Source organism: Candidatus Babeliales bacterium, assembly GCA_019749895.1.
Classification (GTDB): domain Bacteria; phylum Babelota; class Babeliae; order Babelales; family RVW-14; genus AaIE-18.
The window spans coordinates 36149-53648 of the sequence record JAIEPG010000008.1 but is presented as its reverse complement, the minus strand read 5'-3'; the positions used below and the strand labels follow the sequence as shown (position 1 = coordinate 53648).

General features: G+C 40.6%; 15 protein-coding genes. 11 read left to right on the top strand and 4 right to left on the bottom strand.

The features are described from left to right. Positions 1-47: 47 nt before the first annotated feature. The gene (locus K2W90_05740; GenBank protein ID MBY0353838.1) at positions 48-2009 is read right to left on the bottom strand and encodes a hypothetical protein; all 1962 of its coding nucleotides are present in this window, start codon (positions 2007-2009) and stop codon (positions 48-50) included. 208 nt (positions 2010-2217) lie between these two features. Between K2W90_05740 and K2W90_05735 the strand changes: the two genes are divergently transcribed. The 7 genes from K2W90_05735 (at position 2218) to K2W90_05705 (ending at position 10186) form a co-directional block, all read left to right on the top strand. Next, positions 2218-2931 carry a VIT1/CCC1 transporter family protein gene (locus K2W90_05735; protein MBY0353837.1) on the top strand — a complete coding sequence of 238 codons (714 nt, stop codon included), beginning with the start codon at positions 2218-2220 and terminating at the stop codon, positions 2929-2931. A 321-nt stretch (positions 2932-3252) separates the two neighbouring features. Continuing rightward, on the top strand, positions 3253-3786 hold the full coding sequence (locus tag K2W90_05730; GenBank protein ID MBY0353836.1) for a hypothetical protein: 534 nt from the start codon (positions 3253-3255) through the stop codon (positions 3784-3786). An 84-nt stretch (positions 3787-3870) separates the two neighbouring features. After that, a complete protein-coding gene (locus K2W90_05725; protein ID MBY0353835.1) occupies positions 3871-4221 on the top strand; it encodes a hypothetical protein in 351 nt (116 codons plus the stop codon). 388 nt (positions 4222-4609) lie between these two features. Then, a complete protein-coding gene (locus tag K2W90_05720) occupies positions 4610-7081 on the top strand; it encodes an AMP-binding protein (protein ID MBY0353834.1) in 2472 nt (823 codons plus the stop codon). A gap of 26 nt (positions 7082-7107) precedes the next feature. Next, positions 7108-7968, top strand: a complete 861-nt coding sequence (locus K2W90_05715) for a hypothetical protein (protein ID MBY0353833.1) — start codon at positions 7108-7110, stop codon at positions 7966-7968. Positions 7969-7988: 20 nt separating this feature from the next. Beyond that, positions 7989-8855: a hypothetical protein gene (locus K2W90_05710; GenBank protein ID MBY0353832.1), complete on the top strand. Its 867-nt coding sequence runs from the start codon at positions 7989-7991 to the stop codon at positions 8853-8855. A gap of 47 nt (positions 8856-8902) precedes the next feature. After that, positions 8903-10186, top strand: a complete 1284-nt coding sequence (locus K2W90_05705; protein ID MBY0353831.1) for a hypothetical protein — start codon at positions 8903-8905, stop codon at positions 10184-10186. 73 nt (positions 10187-10259) lie between these two features. Here the strand turns inward: K2W90_05705 and K2W90_05700 are convergent, their stop codons facing one another. Both K2W90_05700 and K2W90_05695 read right to left on the bottom strand, forming a co-directional pair. Then, positions 10260-11900, bottom strand: coding sequence for a hypothetical protein (locus tag K2W90_05700; protein ID MBY0353830.1), 1641 nt, complete (start codon positions 11898-11900; stop codon positions 10260-10262). Between the two features lie 113 nt (positions 11901-12013). Next, on the bottom strand, positions 12014-12796 hold the full coding sequence (locus K2W90_05695) for a methyltransferase domain-containing protein (protein ID MBY0353829.1): 783 nt from the start codon (positions 12794-12796) through the stop codon (positions 12014-12016). 164 nt (positions 12797-12960) lie between these two features. Here K2W90_05695 and K2W90_05690 point away from each other — a divergent pair, with 164 nt between their 5' ends. Beyond that, positions 12961-13212 carry a DUF1653 domain-containing protein gene (locus K2W90_05690; protein MBY0353828.1) on the top strand — a complete coding sequence of 84 codons (252 nt, stop codon included), beginning with the start codon at positions 12961-12963 and terminating at the stop codon, positions 13210-13212. 66 nt (positions 13213-13278) lie between these two features. Here K2W90_05690 and asnS read toward each other — a convergent pair whose 3' ends face one another. Beyond that, positions 13279-14664, bottom strand: coding sequence for an asparagine--tRNA ligase (gene asnS / locus K2W90_05685; GenBank protein MBY0353827.1), 1386 nt, complete (start codon positions 14662-14664; stop codon positions 13279-13281). A gap of 179 nt (positions 14665-14843) precedes the next feature. Here asnS and K2W90_05680 point away from each other — a divergent pair, with 179 nt between their 5' ends. The 3 genes from K2W90_05680 (at position 14844) to K2W90_05670 (ending at position 17276) form a co-directional block, all read left to right on the top strand. After that, a complete protein-coding gene (locus tag K2W90_05680) occupies positions 14844-15617 on the top strand; it encodes an ankyrin repeat domain-containing protein (GenBank protein ID MBY0353826.1) in 774 nt (257 codons plus the stop codon). A gap of 47 nt (positions 15618-15664) precedes the next feature. Next, positions 15665-16117 (top strand): NUDIX domain-containing protein, encoded by a 453-nt coding sequence (locus K2W90_05675; protein MBY0353825.1) that lies wholly within the window; start codon positions 15665-15667, stop codon positions 16115-16117. 193 nt (positions 16118-16310) lie between these two features. Beyond that, positions 16311-17276 carry a hypothetical protein gene (locus tag K2W90_05670; GenBank protein MBY0353824.1) on the top strand — a complete coding sequence of 322 codons (966 nt, stop codon included), beginning with the start codon at positions 16311-16313 and terminating at the stop codon, positions 17274-17276. Positions 17277-17500: the final 224 nt, after the last annotated feature.

The window sequence follows — 17500 nt, the reverse complement described above, 5'->3', positions numbered from 1 at the left end:
AAAAGAGGTGGATTTTCCACCTCTTTTTTCATGAAAAGATTTGACGTTTATTCTTCAGGGCAAATAGTTAAAATACTTTGTCCGCGTGTAAACTGCCCATCAGGGTTGGTAACGGTAACTGTTTTTGAACCAACAGGTGCATTGATGGTGGAAATGTTAAGCAGAAGGGTATTTTTATCAATAACTTCTACGCTGTTCACTTGAACACCGCCAGAAATTTCTACTTGAAGCCTGCAATCAAAGCCTTCGCCAGAATCAAAAAATCCGGAACCTCGTTGATCAAGGCCTTGAATTCTCACGCTAACTGATTCTTGATTCGTTGGGATTCTGACTGGCGATGTTTCTACTGGTCGTGCTGGAGGGAGTGCGCCAAGTTTTTGTACAATAACGCCCCATGAATTTTGGTCATTGCAATATTCTTGAATAGTCCACAAGGTCATGTCGTCACACGGATCAACTGATGTGTAAGAATAAGCTCCCCATGCGCGGCCATAATAACTACCTGGGTCAGCTGGTGGGTTGTAGGCAAATTCTGTTTGAGTGATGCGGCGGAGTTCTTGTGTGGTGCTCAGGGGATCAGTTGCAAGACGGCCAACGGTGGTGGCATCGGCATGGCGGTAGCGCCCGGCAACGTTGCAACCAATTGCCATGTGTCCTTGTCCTGACGTCATGATCGAAGGCGTCCAATATGATTTGTCGGTAGTTTCATTGAGTGCTGTTGCATCAAAAAGAGTTCCCGCTTGTATAAGTTCTGGTGTGCCAAAGCCACTAACATCAAATTCATACCATCTGCTTGCAGTGCGGGTTAGGTCTACAGAATAAGAGCTAACGCCCTCGTTGTTTGTTGCGATATTGTGAATTGTCCACAATCTATTATTTCTAATGTGTGCGCAGGTTAAGCGATCGTCCAGACTGTCGAGTCTGCCAAAATAGCCGTTATCATTGCCAAGATGGCGTACCAGAAGAGGGTAGGTTGTTGATGGAACACTGATAAGAATATTTCCTGAAATTGTTGGTGTGCCGCCTGGGTTTGAAACACGGCGCATTGCCAGCATACCAAAGCTTGCGTTATCAACGCCAATAAAATATCCGTATTCTGAGTTGGCATCAAAGTTGTCAACGCCTTGTGGTACGAATGGTCCATGAAAGGTTTCAAGATCAATTAAGTTATTAAAGCGTGTATAAACGATTGAGCCTCCGCTCAGCACAGAACTCTTGCGTACAACAAAAGCAATCCCGCTGTTAGTGCCGCTGTAAGTATGTCCGCCAATGTAGAGAGCATGCGCGTCAACGCCAAGTGTTGGGAAAGCAAAGAAGATTCCTGGGCCAACGTTAATTGAATAAAAATACCAGTACGTGTAGGGCGTTATGGTGCTTTCGTTGCTGACTGCTAGTAAAATTTTATTGTTGTCGTAGGAATTGTCATAATCTATCGCTAGTAAAATCCATCGTCCGGTTACGCGGTCGTAGCGAATACGTGGGCCGCTAATTGGGTTTGACGTAAGATCGCCAAAAAATGCGCTTGGGTTGGTGTCAATGCCGCCATCGGCTTGGCCAGTTGATTTGTTAAAACTTTTAATAATGTTGTTGCCAAAAATAACAAATTGATCAAGCCCTGCAACGCCGGTACAATCTGGTGGAAAGGTGTTCACTTCATCAAGTGAATTAACGTCAAAATGTAAGCCAAAAACTTGTGGGCTGCGAAATAACATATCTTCTTCATTTTCTGTCACGTGAGTCATGTCTAATGTTTTTAGTTCAGGATAACGGGCAATTGCGGGCGAGTTTGTGTTTGCTGTCCGCGTGGTGCGTCCAAGTGAACGGCGTGGTATGTTGTTTGATAAGCGTTGCGAAGGTAGGCTTTTATTTTTTGTTAATTCTAGAGTAGTTTTTGCCGTTACCATGTTTGTTTTTTGTGTGATTCCTTTGAATTCTTCTGCTGCAGTTGCGAGTAATGATGACGTCTGCATAAGTAGGATAGCGAAGGCTAGTTGCCTAAAAAAAACCATAAAAACTCCTCAAAATTGGTGAATGAGTTACGAAATTGTGTTGTACTATCAATTGTTAGTCACTACCATAAAATGGATAATTTTCTTAACACAAGATTTTTCTTATTTTGATTGAGAAATGAATTTTTCTTGCAGCATTCTTGCAAACATTTTATAGTTGGTGCGTTAATGGGGCGGTAAAAAAAAATAAAAACAACAGAGGATAGTCATGAGTACTTTTAAGCATGTGGTAACATCATTTCATGGTAAGTACATTAAAAGTATCGTTTATGGTGGCCTTGATGGTATTGTAACAACATTTGCCGTTGTTGCTGGTGCTTCAGGTGCATCATTAAATCCAGGGGTGATTCTTATTTTGGGCTTTGCCAATTTGATTGGTGATGGCATTTCTATGGCGTTTGGTGATTATGTGAGTTCTCGGTCAGAAAATGAATATAAAGAGCGAGAAAAAGCACATGCCGAAAGTATTTTTGATAATGATTTGGGCCAAGAGAAACAATGCCTTATTAATTCATATGTAGCAAAAGGCTTTGTTGAGCAAGATGCCCAAGTTATGGTTACTCTTCTTGCTGGTAATAAAGATTCGTTTATTGCTATGACGTTGCTTGAACGAGGGATTGGAACGGTAAATAGATCGCCCTTTGCTAAGGCTTTGTATACATTTTTCTCCTTCATTATTTTTGGTTTTGTGCCATTATTGGTTTATCTGGTTGCCTTTGCGTTTCCATGTGTTATGCAGTATGCATTTGTTTTGGCGTGCGCTTTGACTGGTTTTACTTTATTTTTTTTGGGGGCCATGAAAGTAAAAGTTACCGGTAAAGATTGGTTTAGATCGGGGTTGGAGATGCTTGGCATTGGTAGTTTTGCTTCTTTGGCAGCGTATGCTGTTGGTCATTTGCTCGCAGGTTTTGCTGGCCAATAACATGGATAATCATAACTTTTGATTTCTTCTGGTATATTTTTAATTAAGATTGACTAATTTTAGTACATTTTTTTAAAAATAATAATTAGCTTCATGGCACTTTTTGTGTAAAAAAATAACGCTAAAATCAGCACTATATTATTTTGTTTAGATAAAATTGCGTATTCGTAGTTGAGTCATTATGCTGAGAAAAGTTGAGGGCAAAAATGGTTTACTAAAATTGCCCAAAAAAGGAGAGCATGAGTGATGGTTTGTTTAGACAAAATATTTCTTAATTCTACGTTAAGTTTGGTATTTTTTTCTTTATTAGGTCTCTGGTTTATGCTGGGGTCATTTGGTTTTCCAACCATGGGAAGCATATGGGTTTGGCTTATGATTCTTGCTGGCATTCATATTATGGTTTATAGCCGATCCAAGTCTCATGAAGAGTTAGTTCAAGCAATGTTTTGGGTGGGTCTTGTTTTAACGGTTGTTGGCAGTTGGTTTTTGTTCGGCAATATTGTTATGTACTTGATGCCGATTTCTTTTTTAAAACATTTTGGAACATCTGGCAGTTGGCTGTTGGCTTTTTTTGGGTTGACTTGCTTAATGTATAAAAAAATGAGTTATTATTCTGCTATTTTTGATTCTATTTTTAATTACCCACTATGGTTTAGTAGCATTTTGAGTGTTGTTGGCGCATGGTTTGTTGTTGGCGATGCTGGTTGGTTACCAACGTTTGACATGAGCCTTGCTCATGTGGTAATTTTTTTAATACCAATTGGTTTACTAATTCGAGACCGCGCTGTTCCAAAAAACGGGACTGAGCATTTTTCTTCAGCAACACAAAGTCATTTTTCTGATGATATCAATTGAAATAAAAATTATATGATGAAGAGATACATTGTTGTATAAGTGTGTGTTTTTTTTGTATGTCGTACAAAAGAAGGAGAGTATGTCATGGAACATCGTAATTGGCCTACGTTAGGCCTTGCACTTTTCGCTGCCCTTGGTCTTTGGTTCATGTTAGACAATCTTGGTATGGCTTCTGCTAAAGGCATGTTCTGGAGCTGGTTTGTGTTGTTTTTGGGTATTAGCAAACTTAGTTGTCACATGGAATGTTCGAAGAAAGAAAAATGCGGACCATGGAATCCTAAAATTTTGTGTGGTGCTGTGTTGACCGTTGTTGGTGCATGGTTCCTTCTTGGTGACCTTGGCCACGTTCCTACCTATGGCTTGAATCTTCTTTTTGTTCTTACCTTTGCTGTTCCTGCAGCAGCATTGGCAGAAAGATTTTTGTGGACCAAATAAGCTAATAGTATTCTCCACAATTATTGGCTTGAGCGTGTTGCCAGATGAAAAATTTTTAGTCGTAGAGGTTAGCTGGCAACGCGCTCAGTGCATTTTGGGGAGAATGCCCGGGGGTTTTAGGGGAGGATTTCTTTATGCATGTTTTGCAAGTGCTCGCTTTGTTGCGAGCTATTTTTTTTCCTGCAAAATTTTTTCGTAAAAAAGTTGCTACAAAAAAATTAAAACAAGACAACTACGACTTCTGATCAGAGATCCAGACGTTAGCGTATGGGTTTTGTTCGTAGTACGCAGTATTTTTGAGCTAGTTTTTTGATCGTTGACTCTTGGTTTGTCGCTGTGATAGCGTTCAGCTTAATAAAGATTTTAACATCGAAACTGGTGCCCACTCATGGTTTTAACCTCTATTCTTAAGCATAATGCTCAAAAATTTCCTCATCAGACAGCACTGACAATGCGCATGGGGTATCGCACGGTATCGCTTACCTTTCTACAAGTGTATGAGCTTTCGCGTAAAGTTGCGGTTTTTTTGGCGCAACTTGGTATTAAACCGGGCGATCGTGTTGTTATTGTTGCACCAAACTCGCCGTATTGGATTTGTTTGATGTGGGGATGTTTGTTGCGTGGCGTGGTTATCGTGCCGCTTACTATTCAAAGTTTGGGCAAAATGGTCCAAAAGATTATTCAACAAACTGATGCGCAATTACTTTTTAAATATACTTTTTTTCGTCAAGATTGCGGGCCAATTAAAACCTTTGATATTGAACTTTTGCCAGAACTTGTTGGTTTTTTAGATCCTGCCGCTATGCAAGAATATCAAGCAACCGAAGATGATCTCATGCAAATACTGTACACATCTGGCACCACTGGTGACCCAAAAGGGGTTATGCTAACGCATAATAATATTTATTCAAATATGATTGCGGTGGCAAAAATTTTTCCCTTTCATGGCAAGGAGCGAGTTCTTTCTTTATTGCCGCTGAGTCATATTTTAGAACAGACTATCGGATTCTTTTTGCCGTTTTATTTGCATGCGCAGATTATCTATGCCCACTCGCACACGGCCATACGTTCGTTGTTGCAAGAATATCGCATTACCAAATTAATAACCGTCCCCGAATTTTTAAAAGTTTTTATGGCAAAAATTGAAGATGATGTTGAGGTGCGTGGCAAGAAAAAACTTTTCGAATCTATGCAAAAAATTTCAAAAGCGGTTGCAAGCAAGTGGCTTTCTCGTTTAATGTTTCGGCCTATTTTAAAGTCAATGGGAGGAAAGCTAGACATTATTGCTTGTGGAGGGGCGGCTTTAGATCCACTTTTGGAAGAGAAATGGCAAGCTTTAGGAATTAAAATATTACAAGGTTACGGTTTAACAGAAACGTCTCCCGTGTTGACGTATAACTCACTTAAAGCTCATCGCGTTGGCTCAGTGGGTAAGGTTTTGCCGGGGGTGCAACTTTCCATCGCGGACGATGGAGAAATTTTAGTTAAGGGTCCCAATATATTTAAAGGATATTATAACAATGAAGAAAAAACGCGTGCAGCATTCTCAAGCGAGGGTTGGTTTAGAACAGGGGATATAGGGAGTCTTGATAGTGATGGATTTTTGTATCTGAAGGGTAGACAAAAATACATGATCCTTGGCCCCGGCGGGCAAAACGTTTTTCCCGAAGACATTGAAGGGGAGTTAAATGAGCTGCCTGGGGTTAAGGATAGTTGTGTTCTTGGGCTTGAGCAACCGGGGGGGCAGATACAGATCCATGCAGTTTTGTTACTTGACGATGGTGCAGGGCCGCCTGACCAGATTGTTGCGCATGCCAACAATCAACTTACTTCGTACCAACAAATTGGCGGGTGGTCGGTGTGGCAAGATATCGATTTTCCACGAACGGCTACGCGGAAGATAAAAAAAGAAGAAGTGAAGAAATTTATTGCCTCAGCTGGTAAGCAGACAGTTGATCAGTCTGCTACGTTTAAATCTCCACTCATGCGTATCATTGCGCAAATGAGTGGGCGAGATCTTGAAACTATTAATGCGCATACTACGTTGGGTCAGTTGCAATTTGATTCACTACTCACCGTTGAGCTGATTATGCGCATTGAGCAAAATTTTGCAGCGGCAATTGACGAGACGTTAATAACACCAAAAACGAGCGTTGCCGATCTTGAAGAAATGATTGCAAAAAAAGAACCGGTCAAGCTGAGTGCTCCGCTAAAAAAATGGCCTGCATGGTTTTTAGTGCGAGGCATGCGCATATTTTTTCAAAGTTTTTTCTTGTTGTTTGCACGCTTATTTATGAAGGTGCGTGTGCATGGCAAAAATCACTTAAAAAATTTCAAGGGCCCAGTAATTTTTATGCCCAATCACACAAGCTATATCGATCCGTTGGCGCTCATTGCAGCCCTGCCATGGCGTATTCGTTGGCGTTTGGCTTTTGCAGCAGCAAACGATATGTTGTACGGAACGTTTTCGTGGGCAGCAATTCCGGGTGAGTTTTTGATGCATGCCTTTCCGTTTCCTCGTCACGAAAGTGAAAATATTCAGCAGGGGTTAGACACGGTTGGCCGCTTGCTTGATAAAAAAATATCAGTTGTTTTGTTTCCTGAAGGCATGATTAGTGAAACTGGTGACTTATTGCCGCTCAAGGGTGGAGCGGGGCTGTTGGCAATAGAAATGGGTGTGCCAATAATTCCGGTGAGCATAATTGGTTCGCAAACTATTTGTCCTTATGATACGATGATGCCACGTTCGCGTGGAGCAGTTGACATAGTTTTTGGTGAACCTTTATTGTTTAGTCGCAAAGAATCCTACGTTCAAGCAACTGAGCGAATTGCTGATGCCTTAAAAAATTGTAAACCTTGAACTGCAGGAAGATAGGATGATGCACCATGATCTTCTTTCTTGTATTCTTTCTTGCGCTGTTTGTATGCCAGATGCCGTGTTCTGCTGCATCAACCTACCAATCTTTTTCTGACGATATTTTTTTTGATGAATTCAAAGCTGAGCAGTTGCTTAAGAGCCAAAATTATGGCGAGCTTATGGTTCATCTTTCTGGCTGCCATGCCGATAAAGATGCTCAAGAGTTTATAGAAAAGCATGCTGACCAAGGTAATGTTATAGCACTCTACGTTTCCGTATGCTCAAGTATTGAACAGTCAGATTTTATTAGACTTGAGCAAGATGAATGCGAGTTAGTTTCTTCTCGACTTTTGGTTTGTCTCATTCGTATAGCTTTGGATTGTGTTTTATTTCATTACGCTTATGGGCCTTTCTTGCCTACCCGCAAAAAAAATGCTCGTTCTTGTTATTCATTTTTTAAAAGGTCTTTAGTAAAAATTGCTACAACTGCCCAGTTGTGTAATTTTCGAACAGCGCTTGAACGAGCAAACCAATGGTTTAGTGAACGTGCTGAAATGTTTTTTGAGCCGTATAATTGGATTGGTTATTGTTATGTTCGTGAAGAGTCGCTGATTGAAAAATTTTCTGCCATGTGCCTGACAGATCCTGCAGACCGTTTACCTTTGATTGATTTTGATGCGGTTGACCGGTCGATTGAAAAATTTAATATTTTTGATAAAGAAATTGCATGTTCTTTGCGTATAAACATTCTTTCAAATATCTTTACTTTGTTTAGGCGCTGCGGTGACTGGGCTTCTTTTTTTAGTGTGCCAGACGATCTCGGTTTTTTAGAGCTTGAAAAAATTTCTAAACAGTTAGATGCTCAAGGGTCGTGGTGCTCATTGCTATAAATAATGCTTCGGGAGATCGTATGAAGAACTATACTATAATTTTTTTTCTTTTTCTTGTTGCTACTTCTTCTTCGCTTTATTCAGCATCATCATCATCTTCATTGTCAGTAACATCTTCGTGGTTTGGGTGGGGCAGCAGCGCGACGTCAGAATCTTTTGATAAAGCTTTTGCTGGTCAATTGCTGCGTAAGCAGGACTATGCTGAATTTACCAAATATATGTACAAGATGCTTGATTCTAAATTGCCAGAGCTTGCTAATCCTGCAATGGACTGGCTTTATAGTAATTTTTTCTATGATTCGGTGTGTGCCTATTTGTATGTTCGTAACGCCATGAAATATGATTATGAAGGAATATTTTCAAGTGAGATAGAAAGTCATAATTTTTTTGTTCTGCTCTTGCTTTCGCTTATGCGCGTTGCCGTTGATATGCGTGTGTATGAAAATATGATGAATGATTATAAAACAGATGCCGATAAAATTTCTTTGCAAACACTTACTACATTTAGCAAAAAGATACATCATTTTAAAGGAACTCTTGATGCTGCGTCACATAATAAAAAGTGGCCGAGTTTCCAAAGTATTTGTGCCGCTGCTGGTAAGAAACTTACTGATTATTTTCTAAGTGAGCGAGCTGGTTATAGCTCGTGTGTTTGGGTAACCCATTGTTCTTTTTGGGGGCCTGGTTGGGGTTTTTGGTTTACGCCAATAAAGTCAGAAGACAGATCGATTGAGGCTAGAGTAGCAATCTTTTCTTATCAATCTGCTGCTTCTTCTGTAGTCAAAACATTTAAAATTTTTGATAGTTGGGAAAGTTTTTTTGCATGCAAAGAGTGGAGAACTTTGTTTGAAGTAGGAGAAAAGCAGAGTGATCATAATTATTTTTAACATTGTGTGTTGTTGTGTTTAATAGTTTTTTATGAGGGAGTTTTTGCATGAAAAAAATGACAAAACAAGTTGCTGGACTTTTCTTTGGTTTTGCCTGTTTTACTTCAGTTTCGTTGTTCAGTGCTGCGTCTAAAGAATTTAATGAATCTATAATGAATGGCTTGCTAGGATTTGGTGATTATGAAACGCTCGATAAAGATCTGCGTGTTTTTGTTGAGATAAAACCAACCAATGAAGAAGAAAAAAAGGCTCAAGCAGATGCTCTTGCCTGGGTAAGTAAAAATGCGCAGCAGGGCGATGCATTGTGTTTGTATTTTGATGCGCGCAATGCCGTACAGCAAATGACGTATCCGGTTGCAGGATTTGATCAAAACAAGTTTGCGCCAATTCTTATGGAAAAAGTTATGCGGTTTTTAGTGCGTGTTTGTCTTGATGCAACGGCTTATGTTCAGCTTTTTGGGAGCGATCTTTTTAGTAAGATTGTTCCGGTGTATCATTACTATTTTAAAGACAAAGTTAATCGTGTGTGGTTTGCTCCAGTTTGGCGCAAAGACGTTTTGACGAGTGTTTACTTTGAAGAAATAGTTCAAAAAGTTGAAAAATGGTTTTTCTCGCTTAATTCTAAGAACTTTCTTCCGTGTGTGTGGGTAAGCTCGGTAAGATATGGTGCTGGGTGGCAGTGGGGTGTGTGGGGGTACACTATTGATACAATTGACAAAAAAACATATGATAATTGCTTGAGCGATGAAAAGCAAATAGTTATGAATATGTTCACACCAAATGCTGCACGAGCATTTTTTCAACATTGTCGTAATTGTCATGGTTGGGAAAAATTCTTTGCTGATACTGACGATTGTATTAACGTTTTGAAAACATGGACAACGTACGCAGCTAAAGAACAAGATTATACTTCTGATATTGCTGATTTGGGTCAAGGCGTTGGAGCGTTGTCACTTGTTGAAGATTCTCAAGGCGGCAATCCATCAGCGCTTCCAACTAGCTTGCGACCTCTTTCGTTTGTTCCGGCAGGTCGGCCAATTACTCCAGCGACGCAAGCATTTTCTGCTGCGCAGCCATTTCCCTCTACTTTCGATTTTCCATCATCATCATTGCCATTACTAATGAGCCCTTCAGATTTGACGGAACAGCCAAAAATACCGTCGGTGCATTTGTCATCAGAAGAAGCAGCAGCATTGCGAATAGGCCAATTAACAGAACCAACCGATATGACAGGAAGTTTTGTGATCAACCCTGACGATCTTAGCAAGCTACTTCCGGTTTCCAATCCTTCAAATCCTGGTTTTGATCAGGTTACTGACTCGCAGCTATAATATTTTTTTGAACTAAATAAAAAAGGGCTACCAAATCGGCAGCCCTTTTTTATTTGAAAAGATCTTGTATCAATTAATAACTGCAGCCCAAAATATCAATCAAGAAATTTAACCACAAACTTTCTTGTGCAAAGCGTGTGTAGGGATAAGAACTTTCTACGTGATTGTAGGGGAAATAAATTGAAAGACCGCGAGCGCGTGAAATGCTGCTGCCGGTGACGTTGGCAATAACGGCATTGTTAATGGCTGCAATTACCTGTCGTCCTTGTTCAATCAGGTTGTTGCGGGCCCATGCTAGGTTAATTTCTTCAAAGTCGCATGGTTGGAAAAAGCTTTCAATCATTTCTTGAATAATAATTTCAATGGTTTCACTATCAAGTTGATAGAACAGATTTTCAAGGTCTTCTTCTTCAGCGCAGCATTCTTCGTCTTGCCAACAATTTCCATCAATGATTACATGAAGTTCTTGTGCGCAATCAAAAGCTGCTTGTTCCAATTCAACAAGAGATTCAACGGTTATTTCTTCGTTTTGTTGGCTTATTTCTTGTTCGGTTTCTGTTGAAGTAGTTTCTGTTGCTTCGCTTGTTTCGTGCTCTGCTTGCTCTTGGCTTTCTTTGCTTGTTGGGTTGCTGGTGCGGTCAGTAGTAAGCTCTTGCACAAGCATTTCAAAAAAAGAAGATAAGTCGGTGTAAAATGGTGCGGTACAAATGTTGACGGCGCGTTGGCGGGCGCGGTACACCAAGTTTTGGAATGCTTGTGGATTATAGTAAGCGTAGTTTTGTGCGCTCATAACAAATGAATTGATTGCATCGCGTACATTTTCTACGAGTGAAAGATCGATTGCTGATTGTGTATAAAGACCTTTTTGTGCATGTGTTTGATAGTAGTTTTCAAATTCTTGCACAATAACCTGCGCAAACTCTTGTGGTTCAAGACTGTTTTTGCCAAGTTGTTCAAAAATAGCATGGTACGGCCAGCCGTCTACCAGCTCGCAGTTTTGTGCGCCAACAAAATAATCGGCATAATCTTTAATTTGATAACAAATTTCTGCCATGGCCATCTTGCATGCATCAGCGCCTACTAGGCCCAGCTTTTTGCCCAAAACATCTTGTGAAATAGTGCGCAGTGTTTCAACCATAATGTCGTTGGTCATGTAGCTGCGTTCGTTGTTAGCATCAAGCATGATACCGCGGTGGTAGGTGGCATGATCGGGATATTCAGTGAGCAATGGCTTGCGTAAGAAGCAAAAATTATCAAAGCATGCTGCCATGTTGCTGTCTGGTTCTGCTTGCCAATCAAATTTTCCTGTTTCTGGTTTTTGAAAAACGTCGGTGTCTAGGGCGCCAAAACCATGGTTCCATAAAATAAGTGCGTAGTTTTTTGCTGGATATTCTTTGGCTGCCCAGCGCATGCCTTCAACAATATCGTTGCCGCAATGCTCTTGAATGAGTACGTGATCTTTTTGTTTTATTTTTTTGTCATCAACTTTGTAGCGCCACAAATAATCGCCTTGCGCGTGCAGTTGTACCAAGATATTGAGTTTCTTCTTTTGCGATCCTGCCTGTGCCATAGCGTTTAAATTTTCCAATGCCCACTGGCTTAAACTAGCATCCGTTTCCATGTGTATCAGCACGGTCCACGTGGTATCTTTGGCGTGCACAAGCGAGATTGCAAAAAATGAATAAAAAACGAACAAGCGATAAATTTTGTTCATAGATTTCTCCCCGATTTTTCCCCCTAAAAATAAAGAACCCTACTTTTTTTATTGTGTCAAAAAGTAGGGTTTAAAAAAAGAGTATGGTGTATCTGCTGAGTTTTTAACCGAGCTTAAGCATTTTTTGTTAAATGATATGCGTAAGCAGAGGTGAGGTTAAGCCAAATGCGTACCGGGGTTTCTTGAGTAAAGTTTTCACGTTTCCAAGAATCAAGAAGGTTTATTTTTTCAGCATACGTTCTTCTCTTTTCTCTGTCCCATGAACAATAGCCCAATGTTCGAGAGCCCATGAGTGCAATGCAGCTGAGCTTGCCATTTGGCTTGAGGAGCTTAAGTATTTTTTCGAGAATGCCTTTTACAACTTCGAAGGGTAGTTTAGTAAAGGGTACGGTTGTGATGATAACGTCATATTGTTCATATGTTGGTTTCCACGTTACAAAGTCACCACAAACAAGATTTACCTTTTCGTATTCGGTTTTAGGAAAACGTCTCTCGGCGTACTTGTAAAGATCTTCCATAATTTCAACGCCATCAAGTGTTGATTTGGGGTGCATTTTTTTAATAATGTATTTGGTAACGCTGCCAGGTCCAAAACCAATCTCTAAAATTCTTTGTTCTTTTCTTTTTGTTATGTCGCGTGCAACTTCTTTTGCAAGCCAGGGAGAGCTTGGTGTTAATGCTGAAACGGTTGTCGCGTCTTGCCACATGCCGCGTGCAATTTCTACGCATTCTGTTCCGTAGTCAGCAAGGTCGTCAAAAAATTGGCTACAGGTTGGGGTTTCAATTTCGTCTTCATCATTGCCAATTGCTTCAAAATCTCCTGCTGCATGTACTGATAATGACAACAAAAAAACAAAGCCAAAGCCAAGAAGGCGATTGTTATTGCCGGTAAACATTTTTCTCCTTTTTTTCTATCCGTGGTGGTTATGATACAATGAGAGAAAGAATAACAATAATGAACAAAAGCACAATATTTTTGCTTTCAAAAATGATTCGGTTACTCTTTATTTTTTAGTAAAATTATAAAAAATAATTTTTTATTAACGAAGGAGATACTTTTATGATTCTAAAACCTGGTATTTATCAACATTACAAAGGCAAGCAATATCAAGTTCTTGGTATTGTAAACCATTCAGAAACGCTTGAAAAAATGGTGTTGTACCAAGCGCTGTACGAGAGCGAAGGGTTTGAGAAAGACGCTTTGTGGGTTCGTCCACTCGAAATGTTTCTTGAAGATGTTGAAATTAATGGTATGCGTATGCCGCGGTTTCAATTAGTTGGTGGCTGTTCGTCTTCAGGCTCTTGCTGCTAGTTTTTGTTCAGATTTCTTTTGTGGGGCAACAACGTAATTGCTGTTGCCCCTTTTTGTTTTGCAGATTTAGAACAAAAGATTTTTTGGAGAGCGAGGGAACGGAATAACGTCTCTGATATTTTCCATGCCGGTGGTAAACTGTACTAAGCGCTCAAAACCAAGTCCAAAGCCCGCATGCGGAATGCTGCCAAAGGTGCGCAGTTCCATGTACCACCAATAATCATCAGCGTTAATGTTGCATTCGACCATGCGTTGTTTTAAGACATCAAGTCGCTCTTCACGCTGACTGCCACCAATCAGCTCGCCAACGCCGGGCACCAAAACGTCCATGGCGGCAACGGTTTTGTTATCGTCATTCAAGCGCATATAAAAAGATTTAATATCTTTTGGATAGTCGGTTACTATGACCGGCTTTTTGCAATATTCTTCTGCCAGATAGCGCTCATGCTCGGTTTGCAGATCTGAGCCCCACGTTACTTGATAATCAAATTTCTTGTTTGCTTTTTGAACCAGCTCAATTGCTTGTGTGTACGGAATATGTTCAAACGAACTGTTAACCACGTGTTCAAGGCGCTCAAGAAGACCTTTGTCGATAAAACTGTTAAAGAATTCTAAATCTTCTTGGCAGTTATCAAGCGCGTAGCGCAGGCAATATTTAATATAATTTTGCGCACATGCCATATCATCTTTGAGTGTGGCAAAAGCCATCTCGGGCTCAATCATCCAAAATTCGGCCAAGTGTCTGCTGGTGTTAGAATTTTCAGCACGAAAGGTTGGGCCAAAGGTATAAATATCTGAAAGTGAACAGGCATACGCCTCGCCGTTAAGTTGGCCCGAAACGGTTAAATACGCTTGGCGGCCAAAGAAATCTTGTGAAAAGTCTGGTGTGCCTTTATCATTTTTTGGTAGCTTGTTTAAATCAAGTGTGGTCACTTGAAACATTTGCCCAGCGCCTTCACAATCAGATTGCGTGATAATGGGCGTGTGAACGTACAAAAAACCCTGTTCTTGAAAAAATTTATGTGTAGCAAACGATAGTGCATTGCGCACGCGAGCTACCGCGCCAATGGTGTTGGTGCGTGGGCGCAAATGTGCAATAGTGCGTAAAAATTCGAAGGTGTGTTGCTTTTTTTGCAGCGGGTAGGTTTCTGGGTCACATTCGCCAATTAGCTCGAGTGTGGTTGCTTTAAGCTCGTAAGCCTGCTTGCCACCTTGGCTGGCAACGAGTGTGCCTTCAACCATAAGAGCAGCACCAACTGAAAGTTTGCTGAGCAAAGCATCGTAATTTTTTGTTGACGAATCTGCAATAACTTGTAGCGGGGCAAGGGTTGAGCCGTCGTTAACGGCAATAAAAGAGAAAGTCTTTTGGGCGCGGGTGGTGCGGATCCAACCTTTGACCACAAGAGTGGTGCCAATGTTTTTTTCTGATATATTTTTTATTTTGGTGCGCATTGTCATAAATGACTCCAGGCTTTTTTAAACATAAAAGATGCCTTATTTATAGTTTTAGTTTTAGCAGATTTATGAAGAAAAAACAATGTAAAAACCTTGCGAAAATTATGTGGTTATGGTACTTTTTGTGACCCGCTCGATCTTGGTTATAACACACAGATATATTTAAGGAATTATGTATGGATAGTAGGTATAAAAAAAGTAGTACTTTTCTTTTTGCTTTTTCTCTGAGTTCTTGCCTTGTTGTTGCGCAGGCTGATGGGCTTGGCGGGGCTCCTACCGCGGCGCATGTTTATGCAACGCCTAACGACGAATTTAGTTTGCCGTTAGCGATTAGGCTTGTTATGAAAGATGATTTGAAGGGTGTTGAAGAGCTTGCTCAATTGGGGATTCTTACTGAATCTAAAGATTGGCGCTGGGGGCGTACGGCCATGCATTGGGCACAAACAAAAGCAATGGTAGAGTTGCTTAAATCCAAAGGCTTGTCGGTTGATGATCAAGATCGCGATGGTAAAACACCGTTAATGCTGGCTGCTGAATTTGGTGATTATCAAAAAGTTAATCTCTTTATTGCTTCGGGTGCCAAGGTAAATCTTGTTGATTGTGCCAAAAGAGCTGCCTTACATTATGCTGCGCATAAAAATGATGACCGTTCGGTAATTGCCTTGTTGTTGGCGGGTGCTGATCGCCAGGCAGTTGATGTTTTTGGGCAGTTGCCTGTTGCCTTTACCTCTAACGAGTACATTAAAAATTTTCTTGAAAATTGGGAAGAATTGTTTGAAAGAGCAATAGAAACTGTTGCCGATGATTTGATTGAAGAAGTAGTTAAAGAAGAAACTGAGAAAATTATTGCTGAAGTTCTTGAAGAACTTGCTCAAGCAATTGCCAATGAAAAGTTCGAGGATTTTTTGAGCGTTATGTTTGATAGTCTTTTATTAAAAGATGAAAAATAAGAAGATATTAGTCTGAAAAAGGGTGAGTAGACAAGAGAAAGCTAAAAATGATGAAAAATGAATTTGTAGCGACAGGTCTTGTTCTGAACGAACAAAAAGATAAAATTCTACTGATCTTTCATCGTAAATTTGGTAAATGGATGCCCCCTGGTGGGCATCTTGAGCCAAACGAGTTGCCACACGAAGCGGTGGCTCGTGAGGTTTTTGAAGAGACTGGCGTGAAAGCTGCCGTTCTGTGTAGTGGCAGGCCGCTGGTGCTGGCAAGTCAGGGCGAGCAACCCTTGCCGGTACCGTACTGTATTTTGCATGAGCGGATTCCTGCTTCGCCCAAACAAGACGAACATATGCACGTAGACTTCATTTATCTGATGCAAGCAGCCGAACAAAATCTTGTTCCGGCCTTGCAAGAAGTCCGTGAGGCCCGCTGGTTTAGTAAAAGCGAGGCGCTTGTTTGCCAAACGTTTGAGAGTGTAAAGGCTTTGTGTCAACAAATTTTCTAGTTTTTTCCCCGAGCTAATGATCCAAAATAGGCTGATTTTTCTATAAAAACGGTCATATTTCGAATAAAATGTATCGTTTCCACACTTGAAACATTTTCTACTTGAAAACAATTATAGAAAAATGTTACGCTTTGTGTAAGTAGGTTTTCTATTTGAATTGTTTGAAAAGTAGGTTAACAAAAGGGGAGTTCTTATGAATATAATGAAGAGATCTAAAAACTGGGGGCTTTTTTTAAGCTTCCTTATTCTTTTGGCAGGTTTTGGGGCTGGTCTTAATGCAGCTGCCGATGATGCTTTTGTCGATGAAGAAGAGGTGAGTCTTGATGTTAGCGATGATAGTGCCAGTGATGATAGCGCTGATGTGGCTCCGGTTAGTCACGTTGCCTCGGTCCCTGTTGCTACCGTTGCAAAAAGGTCATCAGCAAGTGTGAAGCCTGCTCATCAGCAAAAAAGAACAAAAAGAGTATCCGCCGAAAAGCATCCAAAAAAGCATAAGAAACATCATGGCAAGGCGCATCATCCTAAAAAGCCTAGACATGCCAGCGAAAAAAAGCTTCAAAGAGAAGAAGCCGCGCGTAAGGCTCAAGGTCTTAGGTACCAGGGAAAAGGGCACCTTCAAACCCATTGGGGTCAAGGTAAGCACGAAGAAAAAGGCCATGAAGGTCGAGATAGACATGTTGGGCCAGAGAAAGATTTTGAAGAAGAAGATTTTGGAGAAGATAGGCATGGTCGTGAAGAGGGACACAATGTTGCTCATGTAGGTTTTGGTCATGAAGATAAAGTTCATGAGCATATGGGCCTTGAGCATGAGCATGGATCTTTTGGTCATGGCCCAGAACATGAAGAATGGCATCATGAAGATAAGGCTCATGAGCATATGGGCCTTGAGCATGAACATGACAGAGGTCGTGAGCATGTGATGCCTGCAAAGCCAGAAACACAAGAAGAAAGAGAACGACGCGAAACGCGGGAAAGAGATGAACGAGAAGCGCGTGAGAGACATGAGCAATTAAAAAGAGAAGAGATTGAAAGAAGAGAAGTAGCACAAAGAGATGCTCGAGAAGCTCGAGAAAGAAAAGAACAACTCGCACGAGAACGACAAGAAGCTCGTGTTGGTGCGCATCATGTAGATAAACTTCCTGAAAGTGAGCTTGAGTAGCTCTTCGCGTTAAAACTTTAGATTTATAAAAGAAGGGCCCGCTTCGCATAATTTGCGAAGCGGGCCCTTCTTGGTTTTTCCCCAGTTGGTTTGTTGTCAACTCATTGAGTTTTATTTCTATTTATATTTTTAAATTTTCTATAAAAAGAGAGCATTTTTTGCAAGAAATGGCCGTAATTTTAGATAGGGAAGCATTTTTTTGCTGATAAAAATTTTTTTTGTTG

What these genes read in the sequence shown, in the direction of transcription:
- K2W90_05690 (MBY0353828.1), top strand. Translation starts at nt 12,961, where the DNA reads ATGATTCTAAAACCTGGTATTTATCAACATTACAAAGGCAAGCAATAT.
- K2W90_05740 (MBY0353838.1), bottom strand. Translation starts at nt 2,009, where the DNA reads ATGGTTTTTTTTAGGCAACTAGCCTTCGCTATCCTACTTATGCAGACG.
- asnS (MBY0353827.1), bottom strand. Translation starts at nt 14,664, where the DNA reads ATGCGCACCAAAATAAAAAATATATCAGAAAAAAACATTGGCACCACT.
- K2W90_05705 (MBY0353831.1), top strand. Translation starts at nt 8,903, where the DNA reads ATGAAAAAAATGACAAAACAAGTTGCTGGACTTTTCTTTGGTTTTGCC.
- K2W90_05715 (MBY0353833.1), top strand. Translation starts at nt 7,108, where the DNA reads ATGATCTTCTTTCTTGTATTCTTTCTTGCGCTGTTTGTATGCCAGATG.
- K2W90_05675 (MBY0353825.1), top strand. Translation starts at nt 15,665, where the DNA reads ATGATGAAAAATGAATTTGTAGCGACAGGTCTTGTTCTGAACGAACAA.
- K2W90_05700 (MBY0353830.1), bottom strand. Translation starts at nt 11,900, where the DNA reads ATGAACAAAATTTATCGCTTGTTCGTTTTTTATTCATTTTTTGCAATC.
- K2W90_05730 (MBY0353836.1), top strand. Translation starts at nt 3,253, where the DNA reads ATGCTGGGGTCATTTGGTTTTCCAACCATGGGAAGCATATGGGTTTGG.
- K2W90_05695 (MBY0353829.1), bottom strand. Translation starts at nt 12,796, where the DNA reads ATGTTTACCGGCAATAACAATCGCCTTCTTGGCTTTGGCTTTGTTTTT.
- K2W90_05735 (MBY0353837.1), top strand. Translation starts at nt 2,218, where the DNA reads ATGAGTACTTTTAAGCATGTGGTAACATCATTTCATGGTAAGTACATT.
- K2W90_05670 (MBY0353824.1), top strand. Translation starts at nt 16,311, where the DNA reads ATGAATATAATGAAGAGATCTAAAAACTGGGGGCTTTTTTTAAGCTTC.
- K2W90_05710 (MBY0353832.1), top strand. Translation starts at nt 7,989, where the DNA reads ATGAAGAACTATACTATAATTTTTTTTCTTTTTCTTGTTGCTACTTCT.
- K2W90_05680 (MBY0353826.1), top strand. Translation starts at nt 14,844, where the DNA reads ATGGATAGTAGGTATAAAAAAAGTAGTACTTTTCTTTTTGCTTTTTCT.
- K2W90_05725 (MBY0353835.1), top strand. Translation starts at nt 3,871, where the DNA reads ATGGAACATCGTAATTGGCCTACGTTAGGCCTTGCACTTTTCGCTGCC.
- K2W90_05720 (MBY0353834.1), top strand. Translation starts at nt 4,610, where the DNA reads ATGGTTTTAACCTCTATTCTTAAGCATAATGCTCAAAAATTTCCTCAT.